Origin of the sequence: Paenibacillus nasutitermitis (assembly GCF_014641075.1) — a bacterium.
GTDB lineage: Bacteria > Bacillota > Bacilli > Paenibacillales > Paenibacillaceae > Paenibacillus_Z > Paenibacillus_Z nasutitermitis.
Map to the genome: position 1 here is coordinate 1,673,939 of NZ_BMHP01000002.1, position 25,679 is coordinate 1,699,617.

General features: G+C 50.1%; 28 protein-coding genes. 4 read left to right on the plus strand and 24 right to left on the minus strand.

Annotated elements, in window-relative coordinates; translation table 11 throughout:
• Window positions 1-396 precede the first annotated feature (396 nt).
• The 12 genes from IEY46_RS17795 to IEY46_RS17850 form a co-directional block, all read right to left on the minus strand.
• Window positions 397-660, minus strand: coding sequence for a YezD family protein (locus IEY46_RS17795; RefSeq protein WP_188993276.1), 264 nt, complete (start codon window positions 658-660; stop codon window positions 397-399).
• Between the two features lie 50 nt (window positions 661-710).
• Entirely contained in the window at window positions 711-1,775 is a 1,065-nt protein-coding gene (locus tag IEY46_RS17800) for an ABC transporter ATP-binding protein (protein ID WP_188993277.1), read from the minus strand.
• On the minus strand, window positions 1,772-2,659 hold the full coding sequence (cysW, locus tag IEY46_RS17805; RefSeq protein ID WP_188993278.1) for a sulfate ABC transporter permease subunit CysW: 888 nt from the start codon (window positions 2,657-2,659) through the stop codon (window positions 1,772-1,774). The genes IEY46_RS17800 and cysW overlap by 4 nt, the downstream gene beginning before the upstream one ends.
• A 15-nt stretch (window positions 2,660-2,674) precedes the next feature.
• Window positions 2,675-3,520, minus strand: a complete 846-nt coding sequence (cysT, locus tag IEY46_RS17810; RefSeq protein ID WP_188993279.1) for a sulfate ABC transporter permease subunit CysT — start codon at window positions 3,518-3,520, stop codon at window positions 2,675-2,677.
• A 25-nt stretch (window positions 3,521-3,545) separates the two neighbouring features.
• Window positions 3,546-4,682 (minus strand): sulfate ABC transporter substrate-binding protein, encoded by a 1,137-nt coding sequence (locus tag IEY46_RS17815; protein WP_229750345.1) that lies wholly within the window; start codon window positions 4,680-4,682, stop codon window positions 3,546-3,548.
• Window positions 4,683-5,415: 733 nt separating this feature from the next.
• Window positions 5,416-5,874: a YitT family protein gene (locus IEY46_RS17820; RefSeq protein ID WP_188993280.1), complete on the minus strand. Its 459-nt coding sequence runs from the start codon at window positions 5,872-5,874 to the stop codon at window positions 5,416-5,418.
• A gap of 63 nt (window positions 5,875-5,937) precedes the next feature.
• Complete coding sequence (locus tag IEY46_RS17825) at window positions 5,938-7,176, minus strand: cation:proton antiporter (protein WP_188993281.1); 1,239 nt, start codon at window positions 7,174-7,176, stop codon at window positions 5,938-5,940.
• Window positions 7,177-7,180: 4 nt separating this feature from the next.
• The gene (locus tag IEY46_RS17830) at window positions 7,181-7,675 is read right to left on the minus strand and encodes a cation:proton antiporter regulatory subunit (RefSeq protein ID WP_188993282.1); all 495 of its coding nucleotides are present in this window, start codon (window positions 7,673-7,675) and stop codon (window positions 7,181-7,183) included.
• A gap of 330 nt (window positions 7,676-8,005) precedes the next feature.
• Window positions 8,006-8,368, minus strand: coding sequence for a hypothetical protein (locus IEY46_RS17835; protein ID WP_188993283.1), 363 nt, complete (start codon window positions 8,366-8,368; stop codon window positions 8,006-8,008).
• 178 nt (window positions 8,369-8,546) lie between these two features.
• Window positions 8,547-9,500: a primosomal protein DnaI gene (gene dnaI, locus IEY46_RS17840; RefSeq protein WP_188993994.1), complete on the minus strand. Its 954-nt coding sequence runs from the start codon at window positions 9,498-9,500 to the stop codon at window positions 8,547-8,549.
• 27 nt (window positions 9,501-9,527) lie between these two features.
• A complete protein-coding gene (locus IEY46_RS17845; RefSeq protein ID WP_188993284.1) occupies window positions 9,528-11,075 on the minus strand; it encodes a replication initiation and membrane attachment family protein in 1,548 nt (515 codons plus the stop codon).
• 158 nt (window positions 11,076-11,233) lie between these two features.
• Window positions 11,234-11,539, minus strand: a complete 306-nt coding sequence (locus tag IEY46_RS17850) for a YuiB family protein (RefSeq protein WP_229750346.1) — start codon at window positions 11,537-11,539, stop codon at window positions 11,234-11,236.
• Window positions 11,540-11,749: 210 nt separating this feature from the next.
• Here IEY46_RS17850 and hemQ point away from each other — a divergent pair, with 210 nt between their 5' ends.
• A complete protein-coding gene (gene hemQ, locus IEY46_RS17860) occupies window positions 11,750-12,493 on the plus strand; it encodes a hydrogen peroxide-dependent heme synthase (RefSeq protein WP_188993286.1) in 744 nt (247 codons plus the stop codon).
• Between the two features lie 94 nt (window positions 12,494-12,587).
• On the opposite strand, the gene IEY46_RS17865 is transcribed toward hemQ, so the two are convergent.
• Complete coding sequence (locus IEY46_RS17865; protein WP_188993287.1) at window positions 12,588-12,845, minus strand: hypothetical protein; 258 nt, start codon at window positions 12,843-12,845, stop codon at window positions 12,588-12,590.
• A complete protein-coding gene (locus tag IEY46_RS17870) occupies window positions 12,845-14,038 on the minus strand; it encodes an NAD(P)/FAD-dependent oxidoreductase (RefSeq protein ID WP_188993288.1) in 1,194 nt (397 codons plus the stop codon). The genes IEY46_RS17865 and IEY46_RS17870 overlap by 1 nt, the downstream gene beginning before the upstream one ends.
• Before the next feature lie 386 nt (window positions 14,039-14,424).
• Here IEY46_RS17870 and IEY46_RS17875 point away from each other — a divergent pair, with 386 nt between their 5' ends.
• Complete coding sequence (locus tag IEY46_RS17875; protein ID WP_188993998.1) at window positions 14,425-15,399, plus strand: NAD(P)/FAD-dependent oxidoreductase; 975 nt, start codon at window positions 14,425-14,427, stop codon at window positions 15,397-15,399.
• Window positions 15,400-15,656: 257 nt separating this feature from the next.
• On the opposite strand, the gene IEY46_RS17880 is transcribed toward IEY46_RS17875, so the two are convergent.
• From IEY46_RS17880 to IEY46_RS17925, 10 genes are all read right to left on the minus strand, one after another.
• Window positions 15,657-15,800: a sporulation histidine kinase inhibitor Sda gene (locus IEY46_RS17880; protein ID WP_188993289.1), complete on the minus strand. Its 144-nt coding sequence runs from the start codon at window positions 15,798-15,800 to the stop codon at window positions 15,657-15,659.
• Window positions 15,801-16,108: 308 nt separating this feature from the next.
• Window positions 16,109-16,783 carry a YheC/YheD family protein gene (locus tag IEY46_RS17885; protein ID WP_188993290.1) on the minus strand — a complete coding sequence of 225 codons (675 nt, stop codon included), beginning with the start codon at window positions 16,781-16,783 and terminating at the stop codon, window positions 16,109-16,111.
• A gap of 194 nt (window positions 16,784-16,977) precedes the next feature.
• The gene (locus IEY46_RS17890) at window positions 16,978-18,936 is read right to left on the minus strand and encodes an ABC transporter permease (protein WP_188993291.1); all 1,959 of its coding nucleotides are present in this window, start codon (window positions 18,934-18,936) and stop codon (window positions 16,978-16,980) included.
• A complete protein-coding gene (locus IEY46_RS17895) occupies window positions 18,911-19,687 on the minus strand; it encodes an ABC transporter ATP-binding protein (RefSeq protein WP_188993292.1) in 777 nt (258 codons plus the stop codon). The genes IEY46_RS17890 and IEY46_RS17895 overlap by 26 nt, the downstream gene beginning before the upstream one ends.
• A 111-nt stretch (window positions 19,688-19,798) precedes the next feature.
• Window positions 19,799-20,944, minus strand: coding sequence for a sensor histidine kinase (locus IEY46_RS17900; protein WP_229750347.1), 1,146 nt, complete (start codon window positions 20,942-20,944; stop codon window positions 19,799-19,801).
• Window positions 20,945-20,962: 18 nt separating this feature from the next.
• Window positions 20,963-21,670 (minus strand): response regulator transcription factor, encoded by a 708-nt coding sequence (locus IEY46_RS17905; protein WP_188993293.1) that lies wholly within the window; start codon window positions 21,668-21,670, stop codon window positions 20,963-20,965.
• Between the two features lie 125 nt (window positions 21,671-21,795).
• A complete protein-coding gene (locus IEY46_RS17910; protein WP_188993294.1) occupies window positions 21,796-22,182 on the minus strand; it encodes a LytTR family transcriptional regulator DNA-binding domain-containing protein in 387 nt (128 codons plus the stop codon).
• Entirely contained in the window at window positions 22,183-22,314 is a 132-nt protein-coding gene (locus IEY46_RS37065) for a cyclic lactone autoinducer peptide (protein WP_188993295.1), read from the minus strand. It lies immediately after the preceding gene.
• Window positions 22,295-22,831: an accessory gene regulator B family protein gene (locus IEY46_RS17920; protein ID WP_188993296.1), complete on the minus strand. Its 537-nt coding sequence runs from the start codon at window positions 22,829-22,831 to the stop codon at window positions 22,295-22,297. The genes IEY46_RS37065 and IEY46_RS17920 overlap by 20 nt, the downstream gene beginning before the upstream one ends.
• Window positions 22,821-23,483 carry a hypothetical protein gene (locus tag IEY46_RS17925; RefSeq protein ID WP_188993297.1) on the minus strand — a complete coding sequence of 221 codons (663 nt, stop codon included), beginning with the start codon at window positions 23,481-23,483 and terminating at the stop codon, window positions 22,821-22,823. Before IEY46_RS17925 ends, IEY46_RS17920 begins: the two co-directional genes overlap by 11 nt.
• Window positions 23,484-23,859: 376 nt before the next feature.
• Between IEY46_RS17925 and IEY46_RS17930 the strand changes: the two genes are divergently transcribed.
• On the plus strand, window positions 23,860-24,807 hold the full coding sequence (locus IEY46_RS17930; protein WP_188993298.1) for an aldo/keto reductase: 948 nt from the start codon (window positions 23,860-23,862) through the stop codon (window positions 24,805-24,807).
• Window positions 24,808-24,832: 25 nt separating this feature from the next.
• Window positions 24,833-25,597 carry an SDR family NAD(P)-dependent oxidoreductase gene (locus IEY46_RS17935; protein WP_188993299.1) on the plus strand — a complete coding sequence of 255 codons (765 nt, stop codon included), beginning with the start codon at window positions 24,833-24,835 and terminating at the stop codon, window positions 25,595-25,597.
• Window positions 25,598-25,679 lie beyond the last annotated feature (82 nt).

The following is a 25,679-nucleotide window of genomic DNA, read 5'->3' on the forward strand; positions in this document are numbered from 1 at the left end:
TTAATGGGTACAGTTAGACACAACGATTGGCGGCAAGCGGTTCTCAATTGTTTCAGAGCGATTGCTGACTGAACCGGAAAAATGGCTCCTATAAGACCCTATTTTTATGTACATCCTTCACGAAATGAAAACATTCAACCTGAAGCTTTGCTATATTTGTTCCCCCGTTCTTATGTTGCATCGCTGCCGATCCACGCTTCAGCATTGATGGTGATACTGATAATCATTATCACCATCATAACGTGATTGCCCCTGCTATTCAATAGCCAATCTTCATTTTCCCCCTTATACCTCATAAGTTTTGAGCGCTGCGCACAATAAAAAGCCCCGGCTGCTCCTTTGCAAAGAGCACTAACGGGGCTTATCAAGCTTCAGACAGCCGGTATCGGTCATCAATTATCCGTTCACAGCCTTCAGCTTGTCATTGCCGCCTGACTGCTGCTGGGTTTGATGCTGGACCTGGGCCTGGGCAGTTTGCTGCTGAGGCTGGGCAGCCTGCTGCTTCGTGCTGGACGCGTCAAACCTGCGGCGCTCGGTGCGGTCAATCTGGACAACACGTCCATCATGGACGGTAATCAAAACAGAACCATACTCCAAGCCATTCACCTGTGCGGAAATACGTTCCAGCCATTCCTGATCAAGTACGATTGGCTTTGCCATACTATCATTCCTCCATCCTCAACTTATCCTGACTCTTCCCGGCAGTGGATCTAAATATGGACAGGCAGCGGATCAACTTTCAGCGGATTTTCGACCATAACGACGGAATTCTCCGATACCACATACAAGCGGTGAATGAGAACAAATACTTCTTCTCCGGGCTGCAGCGTTTCCTGGTCCAAAGACCGATGGGCAAGCAGACGGTTGTCGCCGACCTGAATATCCAGCTCCAGATGCGCTCCGCGGAAAAAAATATGGCGCACATATCCCTTCTCCGCCGCAGAGAGGAAAGCGATCTCCCATTCATGGCCGGCTTCTACAAATTCGGGGCGGATAATCGCCCGTGAGTGATCCGGCACCTGGGTTAAATGAAAACCCTTCAGCAGCGCCGGCCGCTCCACCAGGGTGGAACTGCCGATAAACCCGGCGACAAAGGCCGTTTGCGGTTCCGTATAAATCGCGACCGGCGAGCCCTGCTGCTCCAGTTTTCCCTGCTGTACGATCAGCATCTCGTCCGCCACCTCGACGGCTTCATCCTGATCGTGGGTGACAAAGATCGAAGTGATGCCAAGAGTGCTGATCAGCTGCTTGAGCCAGGTACGCAGCTCCTTGCGCACCTTCGCGTCAATTGCCGCGAACGGCTCATCGAGCAGAAGCAGCTCCGGCCGCGGCGCCAGCGCGCGGGCAAAAGCTACCCGCTGACGCTGGCCTCCTGACAGCTGGTGGGGATAGCGGTGCTGGAATCCCCGGAGTCCCGTCAAATCCAACAGCTCGTCGACGCGGTCCTTAATCTGCGTTTTATCGGAACGGCGGATCGTAAGTCCGAAAGCAATATTGTCAAATACCGTCATATGCTTGAAAAGCGCATAGTTTTGAAAAACAAAGCCGATTCCCCGGTTCTGCGGAGCGACATCGTTGACCCTCTGACCGTTGATGAAGATATCTCCGGAATCCGGGGTCTCGAGCCCTGCCAGCATGCGCAGCAGCGTTGATTTCCCGCCGCCGCTCGGGCCAAGCAATCCAATCAGCTTCCCGCGGTTGATGGAGAAGCTGACATTGGATACCGCCGCATGCGAGCCAAAGGTTTTCGATAAATTGCGGACCTCAATCGTCATGGCGTGCCCTCCCCTTCATGCAGCTCTTTGGCTGCTCTCCATTCTATAAAGCTTTTCACGACCAACGTGACCAGAGCAAGCAGCAGAAGAAGCGATGCAACGGCAAAGGAAGCTGAAAATTGGTATTCATTATACAAAATCTCGATATGCAGCGGCAGCGTATTCGTCTCTCCCCGAATATGCCCGGAGACGACGGAAACCGCGCCAAATTCGCCCATCGCTCTGGCATTGCAAAGAATAATGCCATACAGCAGTCCCCATTTGATATTCGGCAGTGTAACACGCCAGAAGATCTGCCAGCCTTTTGCTCCAAGGCTTGCCGCCGCTTCCTCCTCCTGTACGCCCTGTGCCTGCATGATGGGAATCAGCTCCCGGGCTACGAATGGAAAGGTAACAAACGTTGTCGCAAGCACAATCCCCGGGAGCGCAAATATAATTTGCAGGTTATGGTCATCCAGCCAGGGACCGAACCATCCTCTTGCTCCGAACAGCAGGACAAAAATCAAACCGGAAATAACCGGTGAAATTGCAAAAGGCAAATCAATCAGCGTAATCAGGATATTTTTGCCGCGGAAACGAAATTTGCTGATCGCCCAGGCCGCCGCGACGCCGAAAACGGTGTTAAGCGGTACGGCAATCAGAGCCGTCATAACGGTCAGCTTGACTGCCGACAAGGCATCCGGATCCTTAATGGAAGCGAAATAAACCTCGGTTCCTTTCTTAAACGCTTCGACGAAGATCGTGACCAGCGGAAGCACGACAATCAGAGCCAGAAACAGCAGCGCCAGACTGATCAATATCCACCTGACCACTGGCGGCTCGTTGATGTGTTTCGGCCGAACGGACGCTTTATCCGATAAATGCGCGGTAACAACTCCTGCCATATTCCCCGTTCCCCCTTATACCGCTTCAACGCGGCGGTTGCTCCGCCATTGAAGGTAGTTGATAAGCAGCAGCAGCAGGAACGAAGCAACAAGCATCACCAGGGCGATTGCGGTTGCTCCCGCATAGTCGTTCTGCTCCAGCTTGGTCATGATCAACAGCGGCGCGATTTCCGTCTTCATCGGCATATTGCCGGAGATAAACACTACCGAGCCGTATTCTCCGACGCCTCTGGCAAAAGCAAGCGCAAAGCCCGTCAGCAGCGGCGGCAGCAGCTCTGGCAGAATAATTCGCCTGAAGGTTCTCATTCGGTGGGCGCCCAGCATGACTGCCGCCTCCTCCGTGTCCTTCTCCAGATCCTGAAGCACCGGCTGAACCGTGCGAACTACAAATGGCAGGCCGATAAAAATCAGCGCAATCGTGATCCCGATCGGCGTGTAGGCAACCTTGATGCCAAGCGGCGATAGCATGGAACCGATCCAGCCGTTCGGGGCATAGATGGTTGTCAAAGCAATGCCGGCAACGGCCGTCGGCAGTGCGAACGGCAGATCCAGAAGGCTGTCGATCAGCTTTTTACCGGGAAACCGGTACCGCACCAGCACCCAGGCAACCAGCAGGCCAAACACGAGATTAATAAGTGCGGCAAAAAAAGCGGTCAGGAAACTTACCTTGTAGGAGGCGATCACCCGCGCATTGGTAACGGTGTGCCAGAACTGTTCCCAGCTTAAGCCCAATGTTTTGATAAACACACTGGCCAGCGGGATCAGCACAATGATACTTAAGTAAAGAATTGTGAAACCGAGCGATAAGCCAAAACCCGGCAGCACGCTTCTCGATTTGGTCCTGCTTCTGGAACCTTTCATGTGAAGTCAGCTCCTGTCATGCGCGTTATGAGCCCGGCGTGTAGATTTGATCAAATACACCCTCATCGGCAAAATATTTCTTCTGGGCATCAGCCCAGCCGCCGAAATCCTTGTCTATCGTCAGCAGCTCCAAAGCGGGAAATTTATCTTTGAACTGCTCGGCAACGGATGCCAGGCGAGGACGGTAATAGTTCTCCGCGACCAGCTTTTGGGCTTCTTCCGTGTACAGGAACTTCAGATACGCTTCCGATACGTCGCGTGTTCCACGGTCATCGACGACTTTGTCAACGATCGCAACGGGCGGTTCTGCAAGGATACTGATGGAAGGATAGACGATTTCGAATTTGTCGTCGCCGAATTCTTTTTTGGAAAGCAGCGCTTCGTTCTCCCAGGCCAGCAGTACGTCGCCGATTTCGCGTTCCACGAACGTTGTCGTCGATCCGCGGGCTCCGGAATCCAGCACGGGAACATTCTTGAACAGCTGGGTGACAAATTCTTTGGCCTTGGCTTCATCGCCATTGTTCTGCTTCAGTGCGTATCCCCATGCCGCGAGGAAGTTCCATCTGGCGCCGCCGCTGGTTTTCGGATTCGGTGTGATGACGGAAACGTCTTTCTTGACCAGGTCGTTCCAGTCCTTGATTCCTTTCGGATTTCCTTTGCGCACCAGGAAGACGATCGTGGAGGTGTAGGGCGAACTGTTCTCTTCGAATTTCTTCTGCCAATCGGCATTGATAAGTCCGGTTTCCTCAATGGCAGTAATATCATAGCCCAGAGCAAGCGTGACAACGTCGGCTTTCAACCCATCCACAACCGAGCGGCTTTGTTTGCCCGATCCTCCATGGGACTGCTTGATGGTAACGACTTGCCCTGTCTCATTTTTCCAGTAATCGGCAAACAATTTATTGTAGGCCACATAAAGCTCGCGGGTAGGATCATAGGAGACGTTCAACAGTTCAACCGGGTCTTTGGAAGCGGCTGGCTTTGTGTCTGAATTGTCAGTTGCGGCGCCCGGGTTCGCCGGTTCGTTGGCTTTCGGCGTATTGTTGTTTTTCTGAGTGTTCGCTGTGTTGTTTCCTCCGCAACCGGCAACGCCGAAGGTCATAATGATCAGGATAAGCAGCAATTGTACCGGTAAACGTTTTTTCTTTATCATGTTTGTCATGTTATGGCACTCCCCTTGTTCTCATACTGACAGATAAATGAAAAGAGACGTTTCACTCCGGTTGTTCCGGTCGCTTATAATCTATTCCTACCTGTTTAGTTGGTTATGAATGAAATCATAACAACGGACGACCTGATGTGTCAAGAAGTAAATTTCATTTTTTAATACATTCGATAACTTTTTCTTATATCGCTCTCCCCTCCCTAAATCCCTCCATAGGAGGGACCCCAGAGAGGACCGCCCCTCTGGACTCCCGGAATGACATAACGTGGGCGTTTGCAGAGAACCGGATGTGAGTTACTAGTCTGCCAGGATCGTTTTCGTCCCTTGCGGGACACACTTCCTTATCTCTGCTCCCGTGCCACCTGACTTCGTCCTTCATAACGTTGAACCCCAAGAGTCGCATTTTGTTTTTTTTCGAGGAGAATGTTTGCTTCAATATCCTATGAGAAGCTGGCTTCAATAAGCTTCTCTTCCCTGTCCTGAAGGGACTTTCGCCAGCTCGGGTGTGCCAACCATGCTAATCCTTCCCGACTGGGACGTAAACGCGACTTGCTCGCTGCTAGCTTTCACGCTGGTTGCAGAGGGATCGGAACCTTTTTAGGGTCCCCCTCGGGGGGGATTTAGGAGGAGCGCATATTACAAAAAGACTCCAGCATGCCTGTTTAAACGGGCCTGCTGAAGTCTTTTTCGATTCAATCCTTCTTGCCGGCGGACTTTCTGCCAGGCATGTTTAGCGCAAATCTTGACGGCCTTCCCCTTTCCATTCGTAAAAGGGCATAATTCTGCATACCGCTTCCGGATCAATAGAACGCACCAGATCCTTCAGCATTCTCTCCTCCAGCCTGTAGATAAGCAGCTTCATCCGCTGCTTGCTCTCATCGCTTTTACCAGCCGGAATCCGGGTTACTTGCCGCCCGACCGCTGCTTGGATGGCTTCTTCAAGCGCATCTCCGCGGCTGCTGCTGATCCACATCATGCGGGTATAAATGGAGCGATGCCGCCGCGGATAAACAAGCAGGAACACGACAGCGAACAGCAGCGCCCAGGCCGGGTCAAAATACATCGCTTGCGGTAAGGACATTATGGCCACGATGCTGATAAAGAATCCCTTGCCGGCAGACAATTGGAAGCCCCTCAGGCGGATAGGTTGTTGATTCCTGTCTATCGTCATTACAGTCTCATGTCTCATTCTTGTTTCCTCCTTGTCAAGGTAGTTGAAGCAAGATGGCTCACACGGGCCGTTTGCAATACATTAACGTGACGACGTGGTTGTACCTGCGGATTTTTTCTTGCCCAGCTGAATGCCGAACAATTTAAAGGTTTTCTCCAGCAAAGTGTAAATCCATTTGGTTTCTTTGGTTAACAGCGGTCCCAGAACAGCCAATATAAGCACGTACAGCGCGGCGAATGGCTGGACAATGGGAAGCAGCCCCCCGGACTTGGCCAGATTCGCCATGATGATCGAGAACTCGCCCCGCGCCACAATCGTAAATCCAATATTCACTGATGCCTTCGGGGATAGCCCCGCGCTGTATCCCGCCCACATACCGGCCGCGAAATTCCCGGCTAAGGTCAGCAGCACCGCCCCCAGCGACAACCAGACTGCACCGCCAAGCGTAAGCGGATCAATCGTCAGGCCAAAGCTGAAGAAGAAGATGGCGCCGAAGAAATCGCGAAAGGGCAAAATCATATGCTCGATCCGCTTCATATGCTCCGTCTCCGCCAGTACCAGACCGACAAGCAGCGCCCCAATCGCTTCCGCAACGTGGATGGTCTCGGAGAAGCCTGCGACCAGAAACAATATCGAGAAGATAACAAGCAGGAACAGCTCATTGGACCGGATATTCAGCAGCTTGTTTAACAGTGGAACCGCTTTGCGTCCGACAATCAACACCAGCAGCATAAAACCCAGCGCAATCAAAGCGGAGGTAACAACACCGCCGATGGAAGAGGAGCCGCTGAGCACAAGCCCGGATACAATTGAAATATAAATGGCCAGAAAAATATCCTCAAACATGATGATCCCCAGTATCATCTCGGTTTCGGGGTTCGCCGTCCGTTTCAGATCGACCAGCACCTTGGCTACGATCGCGCTGGAGGAAATCGTTGTAATCCCCGCGATAATCAGCGTTTCCAGCAAAGGCATGCCGACCGCCCAGGCGTACAGCAGACCCAGCGTAAAATTGATCAGAATATAAATCGTTCCGCCGACTGCAATCGATTTGCCCGATTTGATCAATCGTCCAACCGAAAACTCCAGGCCCAGGTAGAACAGCAGGAACAGCACACCAATGCGGCCGAGAAAATCAATCAAAGGCGCGCTGGAGATAAAGGTAAAATCAATATGCCAAATTTGGAAAGCATGGGGGCCGACGGCCATGCCGACCAATATATAAAAAGGGATGACCGAGAATCTAAGCTTCGCGGATAATAAGCCGGCCAGCGCAATGAGCGCAATCGCCACCCCAACTTCAAATACAAGATGGTTCATCGATTCACTCACCTCCGTTTTTAATCAGGTTTTTAAATAATTTTTGCTGTGACCTTTCTCCTGCCACCACCAGCATGGACTCGGCGAGGAGAACAATATCCGGTCCCGGGTTTACATATTTCATATGATTTTTCTGGATGACCGCAATAATGGTGGCGCCCGAATTTTGCCGTACATTCAGCTCTCCGATCGTTCTGCCCACCGCTTGGTCGTCGGATTGGACCCGATACCATTCAATGATCAGATCGTCGAGCGCCATCTCCATCGTTTCGACGGCTGTGGGCTTATAGGTCATCCCTCCGATGATCGCGGCAGCCATTCGGGCCTCGTCATCATCGAGCGTAATCATGGAACGTGCTTCGTCCAGGTTCCCTTCTTCAAAATGGTAGCATTCTCTCCGACCGTCATCATGGACGATCACAATCATCTGGTCTCCGCTGCGGGCCGAGATATGGAACTTCCTGCCGATTCCCGGCAGATCGGTTTCTCTAATATTCATGGGTAATAACCCCTCCTGTTGTTAGTGTGGTTAATCGTTCATTATAGGAAGCGGCGGCGCTGCGCCGGATATTATTGGTTTTTGGGCATGAGCAAACAGACCTTCGGTTTTCGTTTTTTTACAAAACGGATCACCAAACGCGGGTTATGACGGTGAAGTCAAGTGAAACGCAAGTATATGCTGAAGGCAGCGGCGGCTATTTCCAGTCATGGCAAATAACCGGTCATGCCAAGGCCTTTTTTTGGCGAAAAGAATATCGTACGGAAATAATGGGTGAGTTCAACTAAAACTCCATAACGAAATAGAATGGGGGATGCAGGCAAAAGACGGTTATACAAAAAGGGATGTTTTTTGGATAGGCGTTAAAAGCAGGCGGGTCAAACATCGGGAAATCAGAGGGTAAAAGGAAACATGCGTATCCAGCAGGGTGCGGATCGCGTATTTGCGGAACAGGATAACCGCAAAGAACAAAGCAGATACAAGCGAAGCGAGGCGTAATTTCTCTAAAAGGGTGACATGATGCTGGCTGACTGATATACGGCTTGTTTTATTCTCCATACCGGCGGACACAACGGTTCGTGTTGTCTCCCCGGGCACAGACTCTGAAATGGTAGTAGGCATCGAGAAGACCGTGAAGATCACAAGGAATAATAGCGAAAACCAGCGCTTTACCGAGATACAACGAGATAACATTCGACTTCACCTCCTTTTAGATGGTTTATAACGATATTATAGCATAAATCAGCTAATTCATCAAATTTAAAGCTTTATTTATGTTTGAATAGTTAATTGAAATATGCTAATATACGACTTTTTTGATAACAAAAAAGCCGGAGAACGGTTGTACCCGCTCTCCGGCTTCTCCAGCGTATTATTTACCCCGCTTATTATGGCCTTTCACATGAACAATTTGTACATAATGCCTGATCCGGTCCATGATCCGCTGCCCTTTGTGCAGCTCGTCGCCATCCTTGTTCGTAAAGCTGAAATGCTGCTCCAGCGCATCCAGATTGTAGTTGGATGTGTAAAAGGTCGGTTTCCGGTTCATACGGTAGTTAAGAATAGCTCCCATCACATGATCTCTGACCCAGGGATTGAGATTCTCCGCCCCGATATCGTCAAAGATCAGCAGATCCGTTTCTTTCATTACATCAACGGTTTCCTTCAGCTTGCCCGGCTCATGCATCAGCGATTTCAGATCCTCGACGAACTCCGGCATATAGACGATCGCGCCAGTATACCCCGCCTTTGCAAGCTCGTAGAGCATATAGCACATCAAAAACGTCTTTCCCGTCCCGAACATGCCGGCCAGGTACAAGCCTTCCTTCTGGAGGCCCTGCTCCTTGGTCACATCGATATATTTCATCAGCTGGCCGACCGCTTTCATCCGTTCCAGATCATTGGTTAAAATTTCATCGGCGGAGTATCCCCGCGATAGCGCCTTCTCATCCACGTAAAAGCTGCGTACCCGGCTGCGGATCAGATCCTGGCTCTGCTTGGCCAGCAGCTTCTTGCAGGTGACCTTGCGTTCATTGAGCTGCACCAGGCTTCCGGTCGTCTCGCAGGAAAGCAGCGTATAATGCCCTTCAAAGTCATTGGGGCAGCGTTCAAGCCCCGGACAATTCGAGCAGTTGCGGTACTCTGTTGTATATTGATAAACCTTATTCAAGTTCAACCGCAGCACATCGCGGCTAAGCTCCGGATATTTGTTTTGCAGCCGCTGCACCAAAGGCTCCTCCAGAAGATCATTCATCAACCGGTCGGCCTGCGCCAGCGCTTCGTTCCCTCCAGGCCACTGGCCCAGCAGATCGCCAAGCGATTCCATAGCCATTGTATGTTTCACCTCTCCTCATTACGTTTGGCCGTCCAGCTTGCGGGCCAGCTTGCGCATTTCTTCAAGCTCCTCCTGGGTCAGGGCATCGGAATCCGGCGTATCCTGAATGATGGATATGGCAGGCTTGCGCCGCCCCCCGCCCCGCGAGCCCACCGGCGATCCACCACGCGCAATGCCTGAAGTAAAGCCGGCACCGGAATCCCTTCTGCGTTCTTTGTCCGCCTCAAGCTTAATCTGCTCGCGCACATAACGGACCGCCTTCTCGAACGAATCGATATGCTTCATGAGCATGTTCGAAGCAACGGCGTCTATGTAGGTTTTCGTAACCCGCTGGGAGTCGTTCATTCCCAACACATAATGGATAAGGACGTTAATGACAGAGCCGTGAAGACGGTAATTCAAATCGACTACCTCGAAAACCCGGATAATCCATTCCGGTACGGCACCGGGAAAGAAACGGGCGATAAAACGCGTATGCGGCTCATTGCGCATCAGCATGTTGTATTGATGGATATCGCAGCGTCCCTCCAGCTGCGCAGGCACATCCATATAATACTCAGCCTGCACGCCAACCTCATCCGGGGGTTCATCTCCAGCAGCATCCTCGCCAGCCTTCACAGCTCCTGTCTCAGCGGTTTCCGCTGGCTGGGCGCGTCCGAACAACCGCTGACGCTCCTCATTGCGCTTGCGGTCCTGGCGGTACATCTGGTTGGCCCGCAGCTGCAGCTCATCGATCATCAGTTCGCCGCGCTGTCCGAATACATCGTCCTCATCCAGCAGTCTGCATAAATCGACTACCGACAAGCCGTACTTATAGGCGACGTAATTAAGCTGAGCCAGCTTCTCGTCATCCCCGCGCAGCCGTTCCACGTATGCCCGGTTGGTTGAATTCCGCGGAAATCTCATGATGATCTCCCCGTATTGGATACCGGCCGTTTCCGGCGCCGGCTTGGGGTTCGCCTGCCGGGTAGGCGCGACTTCCGTGAGCGCCTGTTCCAGTTCAAGATCAATCCCCTGCGTATTTAAACGGAACAACTCATAGAACGGTACCGTTAAATTCTCTCGTTGCAGTTCCGAACCTGCCAATTCATCCGCTTCCTTCGCATAGAAGGATTCGCGCAGCGCGATAACGGAATGTTTGCCGACCTTGTCGCGCAGCAGCATCGTCAAATGCGGGCTTCCGAAAAAATCATCCGGCGACAGCGGCTTGATCAGCTCATATTCATAAACGACATCGTCATTGTCCACAACGCCCAGCTGCGAGGTTTGCAAAAGCCCTACCGCTTCAAGACGCGAAGAATGAATGACCAGCTCCTGCCGGCCTCGTTCGTTCATGTCAAGTCCAAGGCCCAGAAACAGCTTGCGCTGGGGCTCCAGGGGCGAATAGCCTACACGGTCATCGGCTACTTGCTGATAGAGCTGTTGATAGAGGCCGGCGGCAAATGCGCCGATCATCGGCTGATAGATCAGTCCGATCATTTTGCGATCCACCGCGCTCAGCGAGAAATCGCGAAAAATGTAATAACGGTGATGCTCGGTAAATTGATGTAAGCTTCCCATCCTCATCTTTCTTCGACTCCATCCGAGTAAAAAGTGCGGTTCAAAAAGACAGACCGCCTGTCCGTTTTTTTGAACATCCTCTTTAAGACTTTCATTTATTTTAACACATATAAGGAGCGGTTAATGAACGCAAAAAAAAGAAAATTCCCCCGAATGAGGGAATTTCAGAACATTTTATATCCGCCTCTGCGTAGCGCCCTGATCGTCGCGCCGCTGACATAAGCTCCGATAAGCGCCCCGATTGCAGGCAGGATATCGACGAAAGTAAAGGCGGTAAAGTTGCCTGCAAACGACTTCGTGTCATCCCAAGTCTGCCAGATGAAGAGGGGCAGAAGCACGATCAAGTACATATAAATGGGAAACCAGGTCGTCTTCAGCAGCATATTTAAAATGAATCCGATTCCGAACATCATTACAAGGAACAAAACTGTCGCAATGACGAGCTGAAGTATATCCACATCTGTGTTCATACCATCGACTTCCCCTTTCGCTACAAATAGTGTAGTAGATGGCCCGCAGGAAGTCAATTTGATTTGGCATGTTGTCACAAGTCCGTCATTTGCGCTCCTTTGCCGCGGTACGATACAATGGACACGACTATTCGTGCGAATTGAACGGCCTGGCAGCCCCTTATGCAGCCGGAGCGGTTTTTTACGAACAACCAAAGGAGTGGATAAACGATGAGTGAAGTGGCCCAAACGCTGGAAGGCTGGTATGCGCTGCATGATTTTCGTTTGATCGATTGGACGGCATGGGAAGCAGCGGATGAGCATGTGCGCCAGGCCGCAGTGGACGAGCTCCAAACGTATTTGAAGGAATGGCAGGCTATGGAAGATTCCAAGGCGGGAAGCACGGCTTTTTATTCCATTATTGGCCAGAAGGCCGATCTGGTATTTATGTTTCTGCGCGAAACGCTCGAAGAGCTGAGCGAGCTTGAAACAGCCTTCAACAAATCGATTTTCGCCAAGTTTACGTATCCGGCTTATTCATATGTCAGCGTCGTCGAACTGAGCAACTATATGACGCCTCCTGGCACGGATCCGATGCAAAATCCGGATATTATGGCCAGACTCAAACCCATTCTGCCTAAGTGGAACCATATCTGCTTCTATCCTATGAACAAACGCCGTGAGGGCAACGACAATTGGTATATGCTCGGCATGGACGAGCGGCGTACCTTGATGCGCAGCCACGGCATGATTGGCCGCCAGTATGCCGGCAAGGTCAAGCAGATCATCACCGGCTCCGTCGGCTTTGACAACTGGGAATGGGGCGTTACGCTGTTCGCCGAAGATCCGCTCCAGTTCAAGAAGCTCGTGTACGAAATGCGTTTCGACGAAGTCAGCGCACGTTACGGCGATTTTGGCGATTTCTATGTCGGGAATCTGTTGAACGAAGAGAAACTCGTCCAACTGCTGAAATAAAGTCCTTAAAGAATCAAGCATAAGAAACGGCCCGCTGCATCACTTGATGCGCGGGCCGTTTCTTATGTGTCCTGATTATGAGAGAGATGCCGGCTTAATCCTCGTCATCGTCTTCTTCGAGAATCCGCTTCGCTTCCAGATACGCTTCCGTCTGCCGGTCGCGTTCGCGCCCCTTCTCCTTAAGTCTTTCAATCGCCGGGAGAATAAGAAGATCCACTTCCTTCTGCACCGTATAAGACAAGTCATGACGGTTCTGCGTTTCCAGATAGGAGCCGACTTCCATCAGCGCGTTGTAACGATCCAGCTCCTCGCGCGTCAACAGCCCACGGACCTGTACGCTGCAGTGGCGCATTACAGAAACTTCCCTTTGCGGAGCACGAGTGAAATGCCGCCGATAATATACAGATAACGGATATCAATCATCTTTTTGAGCCATGCCGCATAAGAACCTTTGTACTTCTTGCCGAAGGCGATGCCGACGGCCTCACCCTTGCCCAGGGAAGCGACGGTTCCCTTGTTCTTGAATTCAAATACTTTGAGCGGCTGATTGCGGATGGAGGCAACCAGATTATGCGCGCATGTAACACCCTGCTGCATGGCAATTTGCGCCGTCGGCGGATAAGGGCGGCCTTCCGGGTTAAACATCAGCGAGTTATCGCCAATCACATAAATATTCTCATGTCCGGGGACGCGCAGCGATTCATCGACCTTCACGCGTCCGCGCATCGTTTCAATACCAGCTTCCTCAATCAAACGGTTTCCGCGCACGCCAGCCGCCCAGATGACGGTGGCGGAGCGGATTTCTTCGCCTTCGCCGACAATAACGCCGTCTGCGGTGCACTCCTTGATCGGCGTGCCGATGCGGAAGGTAACGCCTTTCTTCGTGAGCACATCCATCGCATATTCGACAAGCTCCGGGTCAAATCCGGGCAGAGCGGTAGGCGCAGCTTCGATGTTATACAGCTTGACAAGCGCCGGATCCACATCGTTCTGCTTGCACAGCTCTGGCAGCCGGTCGGCAAGCTCTCCGACGAATTCGATTCCGGTAAAACCCGCTCCACCGACAACAAATGTCAAATAATCGGTGCGGTGCGGCTCCCGTTTATAGCGTGCGAATTGATATTCAATATGTTCACGGATCAGACGAACCGAGTTGATGCTGCGGATATTCATGGCATGCTCAAGCATACCGGGGATACCAAACGTCTCCGGCTCGCCGCCCAGGCCAATCACCAAATAATCATAGGATAAGGTTCCATCCTCGAGAATGACCTTTTTGTCCTGTGTACGGATTTGCACCACGGTCGATTTCACAAAATCGATCTTGAATTCATCAATCAGCTTGGAGATGCTCACGCGCGCGTTCTCCGTCTTGTCTGTTCCGGCAGCCGGCATATGCAAATGCGTTGTAAAATAGTGATAGTCATGCTTGTTGACAAGCGTGACATCAGCTTCATTATAATTCAGCTCTTTCTGAAGACGCAGAGCGGTCAAAATCCCACCATACCCAGCCCCTAGAATCACAATCTTAGGTATGTTACTCATCGCAAAATCCCATCCATTCTTATTTCTCTTTACTTTGTGAAAAATCACACAAGCCCAGTCAAAGGTTATATTTTATCTGCTGTTAGTTTGCTGACCGAGAGGCGCTTTTATGAATCCATATCTATAATTTCACAATTCGTTTATTAATACCTCACATGATACAAATTATTTCAAAAGTTTTCAAGGGTAAAATATACGAAAAACTTTAGAATAACATACAATATTATTTCCCTCCCGCTTGGCAAAACGCTATAATGGTTGGAATGGGTAGACTAATACCTATGCTTCCGATGTGAGTTTTCTTGTTGCAGAGGAGCATATTCAAGGAAGTACAAGAAAACTCTTAGGAGGTGAAAACGTTGTCCCACACAAATGAACCCGATAATATGATGGATATCGTTATCATCGGAGGCGGACCGGCTGGAATGTTTGCAGCGTTTTATGGCGGCATGCGTCAAGCTTCAGTCAAAATCATCGAAAGCATGCCTCAGCTCGGCGGCCAGCTCGCTGCGCTTTATCCGGAAAAGTATATATATGATGTTGCCGGTTTTCCTAAAATTACGGCAGGAGAGCTCGTTGAACAGCTCAAAAGGCAAATGAGTCATTTCAGTTCATCGGTCTGCCTGGAGGAGAAGGTGCTGGAAGTCATCAAACGCGAGGAGCGGCTATTCGAAATTGTCACCGACAAAACAACCCACTTTGCGCGGGCCGTCATCATCACGGCAGGAATCGGGGCCTTTGAGCCCAGACGGCTGGAACTGCCTGATGCGGCAAAATACGAACGAAACAATCTCCATTATTTCATCAGCGATTTACAGCAATTCAAGGGACATCATGTACTGATCAGCGGAGGCGGGGATTCCGCGGTTGATTGGGCGCTCATGCTGGAGCCCATTGCCGCCAGCGTCACTCTGATCCACCGTCGGGACAAATTCCGGGCTCATGAACACAGTGTGGAGAATCTGATCCATTCAACCGTCAAGGTGCTCACACCTTACGAAATCACCGAGCTGCACGGAGAGGACCGGATCGAACGCGTGACACTGCAGGATGTCAAATCCAAGGAAATCAAGGAAATGACGGTTGATACGGTTATTGTCAATTTTGGTTTTGTCTCCTCGCTCGGGCCTATTGCCCAATGGGGCATCGAAATCGAGGGCGGGTCGATTCGCGTCGACTCCCGTATGGAGACGAGCGTTCCCGGCATTTTTGCCGCAGGCGATGTGACCACTTATCCCGGCAAGCTCAAATTAATCGCCGTAGGCTTCGGAGAGGCACCGACCGCCATCAACAACGCAAAGGTTTATTTCGATCCAAGCGCCAAGTTATCGCCTGGACATAGCAGCAATATGAAACTGTAACCCCAAACAAAAAATAAAGGTATCCTGATCTGAGGCCGGAGGACAATGTCCAATGTGGGCCGAAAGCAAACAGGATACCTTTTTTATGTTATGTCCTGCGTGCAACTGATTTCCGCACTTTCCTTCCGTCAGCTGTCCGACATGCATGAAAGATCACGTTCAACGGCTTTCAAGTCTTAAGACTAGGTTTTGTGAGATTTGCCCTGAGGTTGGAACTTGAATTGATTCTTTCACGAGGATGTAAGAACGTCGGGAATTCAAGCGGTTATTCGGTACGTTTCGGGATTAATCTGCCTGCGTATCATTTCGACAGTCAACAGCTTGATGAAATCGGAGTCCAGGTTGAATTGAATTGCCGCATGATAGGCATCCACGAGAAGTTCATCAGACAGCATATCCATTGTCCACCCTCCTTTCCTAATTCTTCCTTGTCATCTTAGCATGTCCCTATTAGCGGAACAAGCGTTCCGATTATCCACAGTCTGTTGTGGACAGCGTGTGTGTAACTTGTGGGTAAACGTCGAATAAACAGGAATATCAACGAGGATAATGTGGATAGGGTTATACACAGGCTTAAAATACAGGATTGTAATAAAAAAGTTTGATGATCCTCTATGAACCTATCAACCAAATATATTAAATCCTGTTAATTATTCGCAGCTGCAACAAGCTAGAAGAGATCAAAAAGATCGTCCGGAAGCCAAAATCCTTATTCGGGACGGGTATTCACTTCGAATATCCACATTTTTCCGTTCTGATCGATTCCATAATCAAAGCCAAGCTGGCCGATTCCCGGAAAATGCCGTTCCAGAATCTCTGTCGATAAACGGGTCAATTTCCGCATCTCCTGTTTTTTATTTTTGACCGCATGGGACGAAACGGATAAACGGATGCCTTCCGATCCTCTTAGCTGGGTGCCCCCGCGGCATAAGTTAGTTACAAAAAGCCCGGGACGCGCCAGTCTTCCCACCATCGCAGTAATCGTCCAGTGCCCGTTTGGCTGCTTCACATACTTGACACGGTAGTCGATTGGACGGCCGTTGATGGTTGCCAGGCGAATTCCCTTCTGGATCAAATATCGACGGCCTTTGCGAAGGTTGTTTAACGAATGGAAGAGACCATCAAATGATTGAAAACTCCTTTTTTGTGAATAATACGTATGCGTGTAACCGCCACTTGCAAGCGTTACCTTGATAACGCCGTTCCCCCCAGCTCCGACGACGGGTTTAATGACCACCATTCCATGCGTCCGCAGCATATTCCTCAAATTAACCGAAGAAAACATTCGAGTCGGGGGAATATGGGGCGCAATCTGTTTGTGTGAGAGCAATGCCGCCGTTTTGGCCCATTTGCTGGCAAGCTGCCTTCCATGTGCTTCACCCATGATGCCATCATCCTTCCTGTTGGAGTCTACTAAATACTATATGCCCCAAAGACAGGTCTCTCTTGGATGATTGAACGGGGCAACTCGCCTGATTTAATAGGCTGATAGAAAAGGACAGGCTGCCCTGCCATCCGTTGAAGGATGACAGGGCAGCCTGTTGTGCGGCAATCCCCGTTATTTGCCGCCTGTGCTCGTTACCGGATTTGTACTGCTGCATGCAGCATCCGCTTCGTGTATCCGGAGCAGGCGACCGCAAAATAAACGCTCTGCATAATGATGTATATGCCGATAACCGTTCCGGCGTACAGCCATATATTAGCCTGCATTAACGCGCTGAGCGCCTTCATCGCAAAACCCATATGAATGGCGCCTACCACGACAGGCACGTAGAAAATCATACTCACCTGCGAGGCGACAATCCGCCTGATCTCCCGGGATGTCATCCCGATTCGGGTAAGTGCGCGGAATTGAAGCTGATCTTCTTTCATTTCCGTAAACAACTTGAAGTATAATACGCTGCCGGAAGCAATGAAGAACAGCAGGCTGACAAACAGTCCTACAAATATGGTAAGAGCCGAGGATTGACCTGTTTCCAAATACGAGCTGACCCTGTACGTCATGGCATATTCCGATTGCGATTCAGGAATCAGCTTCTCGATTTTCTCCACCGTCGGAAGCGCATCCTGCCAGCCTTTAATTTCAAACCCGTAATTTACCATCTGTTTGGACTCCGGCGTCGATGCCAGAAGGTTCCTGAATTCCGCATCATTCAAGACGGCCAGTTTCGTAAAATAGTCAAGCGGGCTGATCATAGCTCCAAACTGGTATTCGTCGATGCTGTAAGCAGACTCGTCACCGTTAATATCCAGCGATAAGGAAGGTCCTGCGAAAGGCGGCCGAGGTTTCTGCTCCACATAAGGGAACACAATGACTGCATGCCCTTTTGTTACAGATAGTTTTGGCATACCCCGTAATCCGGCAACGTGATTGTAGTCGTTTTCGGATATGACCGCAAGCTTATAGTTATATTCCCCATTCTTGTTTTTCTTTTGTCCCGCACCCAGCAATCCTGCAGGTATGCCAATGACCTTGCTTTCATATTCAAGTTCCTGCCCGTCCTCCTCAAGGATGCTCCGGACTTTCGCCGGATCCAACACCTTATGGGACGCCAATCCGTGTTCCACAAATCCGATCGTTTGCGGCGTATGGGAGAGCAGCTGTTTGGCTGATTCCTGCTGGAACGCATAAACCGTTCCGGATGCGGTCAGAATAACCGCGCTCAGTAACGATACCATAAATAAAATCCGCGCATTATCCTTCAGCTTATAGGCAATCTGCGAAAAAACAATCATATTGGTACGCTTGTAGTAAACCGATTTGTTGCGCTGGATCAGCCGGATCAATGCAATGCTGGATTGTGTAAACAAAAAGTAGGTCCCTACGGTAACAAATCCCAAAACGGGAAGGGCCAGAATTATAAAATTGGATGTATCCATCATATAGGCCAGCGTATAACCGGTTCCCAGGCACAGAAGCGATAGAACAGACAGCCATAAGGAGTATGCTGGCTGGCGCTTCGGCTGGTTCGCTTCCTTCAGCAGCTCGATGATTTGCGATCGTCCGACACGGAGACTGGTCAGCCACGTCAATATATTGAATAACGCAAAATAGCCAATTGCCGTTATGAGAACGGCTTTCAGAGGAACAATGAACCGAATGGGGTTCTCCACCTCAAGCAGTGCTGCCATGGCCATAAAAAACAGCTTGCTGAGCAGCATGCCAATACCGAGTCCTGCCGCAATAGCCAGAACCGCGATTACGACGCTTTCGACCATAAGCATGCGGCGCAGCTGGCGGCCCGTCATGCCGAACAGCGTGTAGAGGCCAAATTCCTTTTTACGGGTTTTCAGGAACGCCGAATTGGCGTACAGAACGAAGAAGAAGGAGAAGATGACAACGATATACTGGCAGGCCTCCATCCCTTTTCTCACGCTCGCCGCTGCTTCGATATGCCCGTTCATGACATCGGGATGATAAATGAAAGCTCCATACATATAAAAAACAAAGACAGAAAACACACTGCTCAGAAAAAAAGCGCTGTATGCCCGCCAGTTCCCCTTGATGCCGCTAATCGCGAGCGAACGGAATGTCATCGAAGTTTCCTCCTAACAGACTCAGCGCGTCCATGATTTGCTGGAAAAACATCTGTCGGCTTGCGCCACGGCGGATCTCCGAATAAAATTTGCCATCTTTTATAAATACAATGCGTTTGCAGTAGCTCGCGGCAAACGGGTCATGCGTCACCATGGCAATTGTCGCTCCCCCGGTCTCATTAAGATCCTTGAGGGATTCCATGACGTCCTTGGCGGCTTTGGAATCGAGATTGCCGGTCAGTTCATCGGCGAGTAAAATAGCGGGCTGATGAATCATTGCCCGGGCAATAGCTGCTCTTTGCTTCTGTCCGCCGGATACTTCATATGTCCGTTTACCAAGAATGCCTGTAATACCCAGCAGCTCGGCATACGGCTTGAGCGCCTCTTCAATCTTGCGCGGCGCCAGCCCCTCCAGGACAAGGGGAAGTACAATATTCTCTTTGATCGATAACGTGTCAAGCAGGTTGAAATCCTGAAAAACGAAACCCAGTTGGCGGCGCCGGAATAAAGCAAGCTCCATGTCTCCCAGTCGCGCCGGCTCCGTCCCATTGATCTGGATCCGGCCAGAGGTCGGTTTGTCGATCGTCGCAAGCAGATTGAGCAGCGTCGTTTTCCCGCTGCCCGAAGGGCCCATGATACCGACAAATTCGCCTTTTTCCACTTCGAAATCAATATCCTCCAGTGCTTTGAAGGTCACATTGCCCTTGCTGTTGTAAGTCTTGCTTAAATTTTCCGTCTTTAGCACGCTCATCGCTTTTCCCTCCAGAAAACATTTTACATGATAGATCCAAGTATAAAGCTGCCGGAGGCCGTTTCCCCATCGATTTCGCTTTCAAATTCATGTTCAAACCTTACAATCCTGTCACTTTCCTTCCAGCTTGAACAAGCTTCTGGCCTCAAAAGTAACCGTTACAGTTGTTCCCCCGCCGTCCGGTTCAGAGTTAACTGCAATCCTGTGTCCCAGCTTGCCGCAAACGCTTTTGGCCAGAAACAAGCCCATTCCAGTCGATTCTTCTACCCGCCTGCCATTATCTCCGGTAAAGAAAGGATCAAATACGCGCGGCAGATCATGCTCCGGAATCCCCATGCCTTCATCCTTGACCTGCAGCTCGGTCAGCCCGCGTTCCGTACCGATCAGCAGCTGCAGCTTCTTTGAGCCAGGCTGATGTTTGCTGTACTTGATCGCATTGCCGACAAGCTGATTGATGATAAAGAACATCCATTTTTCATCGGTCTGAACGGAAGCTTCGCCTGTAATTTGCGGATAGATGGAATATTTGATGCACAACCGCTTATAGGAATTAATAGCCCGGCGGGCGATTTCATGAAGCGGAACTGTACGGACATGGACATCCAGCTCAAATTTCTCAAGTCTGGCGGCATAAAGCATCATATCAAGCCCCCTGGTCAGCCGCTCCGTTTCCTCCCGGAGGCTGTTCAGGCTCTGATTGGACGCCGGTCCGTTGTCTTCACCCTGAGCTTGATCAGCCTGCTGAATCATCAGGTCAATGACGGCTATTGGCGTCTTCATCTGGTGCACCCATTGATGAATAAAATGCTGATGCATTTCCTGCTGCCTGCGGTAACGGCCCAGTTCGTTCATATAGGCTTCATGCTGTGCCTGCAGCAGGCGCTGCACGGCAATCTGATCCCCGGTCACGCCGGAGCGAACCCGGAGCGGTGCATCCAGCTCCGCTGCATGCACATAGGCTTCGTCCAGTTGGCGAAAGTACGAACGCTGCCGCATATAATCCAATGTCAGCCAGATAGACAAGCAGCACAGAACAAGCGCCCCTGCATAAAGAACTGTGCCTATGTCCACACTGGACGGATAATAGATCTGCCCCAGCACAAGGGCGGCACCGGCCAGAACGAGCGCAATCGCAAAAGCCGCGATATAAGAAAGACGGTCGCGAAAATAACGCAGCGGCGATGCCGTTGCCATAGGTAAGGCAGCAGGCGCCTTTTCCTCCTGCAGCTCCTCCGCTGCCCCTTCATTCTCACGCATGCTCATTCCCCATTTCCGTTATGGTCTGGTTGTTATTCCGTTAAGCTCCAGCTTATAACCTTGTCCCCGGATCGTTTGAATGACGCCTTCAAGTCCAAGCTCCTCCAGTTTTTTGCGCAGTCGGGTCACATTAACGGTCAGTGTATTGTCATCGACAAACTGGACATCGTCCCAGAGGGTTTCAAGCAGCCGCTCACGGCTGACAATGCGGCCGGCTTGTCCGATCAAGCTCTCCGCCAGCTGACACTCATTTCGGGTAAGCGGAGCGATCTTGCCCCGCCATTCCAGCTCTCCTCTGCTGATATGCAGCTTCAGTCCACCTGCGTCAAGCTCAGCGCCGGGAGCAGTCATGATGGCGTATTCCCCATAAGTCCGCCGGAGCAGGCTTTTAATTTTGGCCAGGAGCAAATCCAGCGGAATCGGTTTGGTCACATAATCATCCCCGCCATTTTCAATCGCCATGACCTGATCCATCTCTCCTGCTCGGGCAGAAACGAATATAATCGGCGCACTGGTGACTGTACGGAACTGGCGGCACCAGTAATAACCGTCGAAGTGAGGCAGATGGATATCGAGCAGAATGAGATCCGGCTGGACGGAAGTCAACTCTTGCTTCAGATCGTCGAACCGCCGCGCACGGACAGCTTCAAAACCATATTTAACAAGCGACTGCGTTAACAGCTCACCGATTTTGTCATCATCCTCGACAAGAAATATCGTATACATGATGGCAGTCCCCCTTAACAATTATTAGCTGCTCCTACTGAAGAGCATTCCTTAACCTTGGATCATCTATAAAAAAAGCACCGCGGACAGGAGATGTTACCATCTCTTGCCGGAGGTGCGCTTCTTTAACTATTAGATAAATGGATGCGTTTATCCTTAATTGCTGCAGGCTTTCCGAACATTTCAACATCTTTTTTGTGAATTCGAGAAACTGGTGCGTTAGGAGCGTCCTTGGATGCGGGATGCTGCTCAAAAAACACGCAGGACCGTTCTTCATCGAAGTATTCGATCTTGTTCATCTGCACGAGATAACCGCGTTCGACTTTCTGGAACCCGTTAGTCATTAAGAAGCGCTCTTGTTCCTCCAGTGTCGAAATTTGGCTGTACGTTTCTCTCTTGGTTTGATACATCAAAGTCCCATCTTGAATGTAGGTGTAGAGGACGTCGGCCACAGCAATCATTTCGATTACAAAATCTTTCTTGCTTAACTTCTTTACTACGGGAATCTGCATTTAAACTCCCTTCCTCCTAAGTTCTTGTGGAATTGGCGGATTGTGCAAAAAGAAGTAACAGCCTGTAAATACAAAAAGCGATGCTGCAGATACGATAACTGCGCCTAATAAATTATACGCCTTCTTCTTCATTTTTTTTCACCCCCTTTATTGGTAACAATATCGACTGTGTGGCAAAGACGAGCGCGAGCAGTTCCGATCCGATAAAGAAATTGGATGCCACAATTGCAGAGGCCAGTAATTTTAATAATGGATAATACCGCTTCGGAATTCTTGCATGCTGATCGTAGTTGGAAGGCGCAAATACAACCATCATTACAAAAGCTGCCGCATTAATACTATACACCCAAATGCTGGGTAAATGAATAAAAGGTATTGCCGCTAATACAATCGAAGAAGCAAAAATACAGCCAATACTGGTTGGAAGATGATACCCCCCCGTCAAAAACCGGATAACGGCTAAGACAACAATAACAATTGATGTTTTCCCGGGCTCCCCTGTAACCATTCCAAGAATCATTGCCAATATAACGATTGAAACCGTATTAACAAAGATCTGCAATACATATAGAATGACGGGAACCGATGGCGGTTCTGTGCCGGCTGCAGCCATTCTTGCATGTAATTGGAATGCGGCTTTATGAAGCATCGTCATGATCCTTTCTTAATGAGTAATAAAGAAAAAGTGGAATCGTGATGACAAATAAAGCACTTGCGTAAATTAAGTAATCCTTATAGTGGTATCGCATGAGAAAAGCAATCACACAAGCTGCAGAAGCGCTAAAAACAATCAAACTTAACAGTACCGCATTCGTGCCTGTAATTTTCACATGCGCTCTGTGAGAGGTGGGAACGTAGTCAAACCCCCAATTTTTAATATGAATCAGGCGGCATATTCCGATTAGTATCGTGGCTGATAATAGTTGAGTGGCAAGTATAATCAAATTATTTCCTTGTATATTGCTTAATGTTACGCCGCTTCCCCATAGCGATAAAATAACCAGGCCCTGCACTGCAAAGCCGCTAACGAATCCTGCGCCATTCATAACGATTGAATAATAGAATGGAACACGGAACAATATCCATAATACGAGTACGAACAGTACAAGCTGAATGTAAGAGGATAACTCGCCAATTTCAGGAATCAGCCGGGTAAAATACGAGACTTGGCTCATTAGGATGGAAATGATGATAATGAGCATAATCTGGCGTTTGAATCGAAAACGAAATAAAGTAAACATCAATAAAAAACAAGATAAATATTCAAAGATTGAACCAGCAACAAATAAAACATAGGACACGCTTAACGCTCCTTTGATGGTAATTTTAACCTTGATGACGGGAACGTAGATAGAATTGAGCGATATCGATCGGGAATTTGTAAAATATCCCTATTTTCACTTCAGTATAGCAGAGATTTTAAATATAAAAAATATAAATTTTATCAGCATTCCCGCTGCTGGAGGCGCTAAGAATCATTTGATTTCCAAACCTCTCGCAGCGGACTTTTGGCTTAGGCTTGGAGCTTATATATTCCTCGCTATCATTCAAGTAACCTGGTAACGTTTATTTCAGTTCTTCTCCTGGTTATATTGTTTATCTATAATAGAGAGATCTTTATGTTTAATGAAGCCACTGCCCAATTTGTTATCAACCAAATCGAAGGAGTGATGGTTTATGAAATATCGTAAATTAGGTAAGAATGGGCCAGAGATTTCAGTGATCGGTTTTGGCTCGTGGGCAATCGGCGGCGCCGGCTGGGCAAGTGCCTGGGGAAGTCAGGATGATCTGGCCTCCATCGAGAGTGTCCGGGCTGCACTGGATGCCGGGGTTACCTTTTATGATACAGCTGCCGTGTACGGTCTTGGCCATTCCGAGGAAGTGTTGGGTCAGGCCTTAAAGGCTGACCGCAGCAAGGTCGTTCTCGCCACCAAATGCGGCCTCGTCTGGAATGAGGAGCGCACACCTGTCCGCAGCGCAGCCTATGATTCTGTCCTGAAAGAGGCCGAAGCCTCCTTGCGCCGGCTGGGAACCGATTACATCGACCTCTATCAGGTTCATTGGCCGGATACCGAAGTCCCGGCAGAAGAGACGATGCGCGCCTTGGACAAGCTTGTCAAGGATGGCAAGGTGCGTTATGTCGGCGTAAGTAACTACGATGTGGATCTTCTCCAAAAATCGCTCGCCGTCCGTCATATCGATTCTCTCCAGCCGCCGTATTCGATCCTGCGTCCCGCCGCCGAGAAAGAGCTGCTGCCTTTCTGTCTGGAGCATGGCATTGGCGTCGTTGCGTACAGCCCTCTCACTTCAGGCTTGCTTTCGGGGAATTATACACATTCGACGACTTTCGATGAAGGCGATTGGCGCTCCCGCAGCAAAGCCCACACCGGCGAGGGGCTCCGCCGTAATGTCGACAAGGTCGATAAACTCAAAAACATCGCGGGGCGTTACGGCATTACGCTCCCGCAGTTGGCTGTAGCTTACGACCTTGCTCATCCTGCAATCACAAGCGCAATTGTCGGCGTGCGCAAACCAAGCCACATCCTGGGCGTCCTGCCCGCTATGGATGTTGCACTCGATGAGGCAACTCTTGCAGAAATTCGTGCTATTGCCTCGGCTGAATAAAAGTAGAGAAAGGTGACGAACCCAGATGCAAATCGATTTATCCCACAAAACAGCGCTCGTAACGGGCGCGACCGGCGAATTAGGAAGAGTCATTGCCTACACGCTTGCTCAATGCGGTGCCGACATCATCATCCATTACCATCAAAATGAGGCCAAAGCCGGTAAGCTGAAGCAGCAAATTGAGGAGCTGGGCCGCAAAACAATCGCCGTTCAGGCCGATGTGGCTGAGCTGGATTCGGTGCTGCGGATGAAGGAATCCGTCCTTGAAGCCGGATTCAGCTCTCCGGATATCGTTGTAGCCAACGCCGTATCCCAGTATACCTGGACTTCCGTCCTGGAGCAGGATTCCAGCGATTATGTCGACCAATTTAATTCCTGCGTCCTCCAGGCCGTTCATTTGTCCAAAGTATTCGTACCGGCTATGATCGAACGCCAGACAGGCCGCATCGTCGCGATTAATACAGAATGCGCCATGCAGAATTTCCCTACCCAGTCGGCATATGTAGCCGGCAAACGCGGGATGGACGGCGTCTACCGGGTGCTTGCCAAAGAGATTGGCGAACACCAGATCACCGTCAACCAGGTAGCGCCCGGATGGACCATCAGCGAGAAGGACCGTTTGAACCATACCGAGCGAAGTGAATCCTATGAAAGCACAGTGCCGTTGAAACGGCGCGGCACCGACCAGGAAATCGCCAATGTAGTGGCTTTTCTCGCTTCCGATTTGTCCAGCTTCATTACGGGAGCCTATATACCTGTAGCAGGCGGCAATGTGATGGCTTCCATATAAAAGAGATCCCGCAAGTAAAAAAATTCGCAAATAAAACTGCCCCACTGCTAAGCAGGGCAGTTTTATTTGTTTGGAAGAATCA

Bases quoted from the DNA above. Each gene is read 5' to 3' on its own strand.
- IEY46_RS17890 (WP_188993291.1), bottom strand. From the start codon at position 18,936: ATGACATTCCGTTCGCTCGCGATTAGCGGCATCAAGGGGAACTGGCGG.
- IEY46_RS17835 (WP_188993283.1), bottom strand. From the start codon at position 8,368: ATGTTATCTCGTTGTATCTCGGTAAAGCGCTGGTTTTCGCTATTATTC.
- IEY46_RS17880 (WP_188993289.1), bottom strand. From the start codon at position 15,800: ATGGATATGCTGTCTGATGAACTTCTCGTGGATGCCTATCATGCGGCA.
- cysW (WP_188993278.1), bottom strand. From the start codon at position 2,659: ATGGCAGGAGTTGTTACCGCGCATTTATCGGATAAAGCGTCCGTTCGG.
- IEY46_RS17885 (WP_188993290.1), bottom strand. From the start codon at position 16,783: ATGGGTGAAGCACATGGAAGGCAGCTTGCCAGCAAATGGGCCAAAACG.
- IEY46_RS17875 (WP_188993998.1), top strand. From the start codon at position 14,425: ATGATGGATATCGTTATCATCGGAGGCGGACCGGCTGGAATGTTTGCA.
- IEY46_RS17870 (WP_188993288.1), bottom strand. From the start codon at position 14,038: ATGAGTAACATACCTAAGATTGTGATTCTAGGGGCTGGGTATGGTGGG.
- IEY46_RS17845 (WP_188993284.1), bottom strand. From the start codon at position 11,075: ATGAGGATGGGAAGCTTACATCAATTTACCGAGCATCACCGTTATTAC.
- IEY46_RS17895 (WP_188993292.1), bottom strand. From the start codon at position 19,687: ATGAGCGTGCTAAAGACGGAAAATTTAAGCAAGACTTACAACAGCAAG.
- cysT (WP_188993279.1), bottom strand. From the start codon at position 3,520: ATGAAAGGTTCCAGAAGCAGGACCAAATCGAGAAGCGTGCTGCCGGGT.
- hemQ (WP_188993286.1), top strand. From the start codon at position 11,750: ATGAGTGAAGTGGCCCAAACGCTGGAAGGCTGGTATGCGCTGCATGAT.
- IEY46_RS17920 (WP_188993296.1), bottom strand. From the start codon at position 22,831: ATGCTTCATAAAGCCGCATTCCAATTACATGCAAGAATGGCTGCAGCC.
- IEY46_RS17935 (WP_188993299.1), top strand. From the start codon at position 24,833: ATGCAAATCGATTTATCCCACAAAACAGCGCTCGTAACGGGCGCGACC.
- IEY46_RS17800 (WP_188993277.1), bottom strand. From the start codon at position 1,775: ATGACGATTGAGGTCCGCAATTTATCGAAAACCTTTGGCTCGCATGCG.
- IEY46_RS37065 (WP_188993295.1), bottom strand. From the start codon at position 22,314: ATGAAGAAGAAGGCGTATAATTTATTAGGCGCAGTTATCGTATCTGCA.
- IEY46_RS17865 (WP_188993287.1), bottom strand. From the start codon at position 12,845: ATGCGCCACTGCAGCGTACAGGTCCGTGGGCTGTTGACGCGCGAGGAG.
- IEY46_RS17930 (WP_188993298.1), top strand. From the start codon at position 23,860: ATGAAATATCGTAAATTAGGTAAGAATGGGCCAGAGATTTCAGTGATC.
- IEY46_RS17795 (WP_188993276.1), bottom strand. From the start codon at position 660: ATGGCAAAGCCAATCGTACTTGATCAGGAATGGCTGGAACGTATTTCC.
- IEY46_RS17830 (WP_188993282.1), bottom strand. From the start codon at position 7,675: ATGAATATTAGAGAAACCGATCTGCCGGGAATCGGCAGGAAGTTCCAT.
- IEY46_RS17820 (WP_188993280.1), bottom strand. From the start codon at position 5,874: ATGAGACATGAGACTGTAATGACGATAGACAGGAATCAACAACCTATC.
- IEY46_RS17905 (WP_188993293.1), bottom strand. From the start codon at position 21,670: ATGTATACGATATTTCTTGTCGAGGATGATGACAAAATCGGTGAGCTG.
- IEY46_RS17910 (WP_188993294.1), bottom strand. From the start codon at position 22,182: ATGCAGATTCCCGTAGTAAAGAAGTTAAGCAAGAAAGATTTTGTAATC.
- IEY46_RS17900 (WP_229750347.1), bottom strand. From the start codon at position 20,944: ATGCGTGAGAATGAAGGGGCAGCGGAGGAGCTGCAGGAGGAAAAGGCG.
- dnaI (WP_188993994.1), bottom strand. From the start codon at position 9,500: ATGGAATCGCTTGGCGATCTGCTGGGCCAGTGGCCTGGAGGGAACGAA.
- IEY46_RS17825 (WP_188993281.1), bottom strand. From the start codon at position 7,176: ATGAACCATCTTGTATTTGAAGTTGGGGTGGCGATTGCGCTCATTGCG.
- IEY46_RS17850 (WP_229750346.1), bottom strand. From the start codon at position 11,539: ATGAACACAGATGTGGATATACTTCAGCTCGTCATTGCGACAGTTTTG.
- IEY46_RS17815 (WP_229750345.1), bottom strand. From the start codon at position 4,682: ATGACAAACATGATAAAGAAAAAACGTTTACCGGTACAATTGCTGCTT.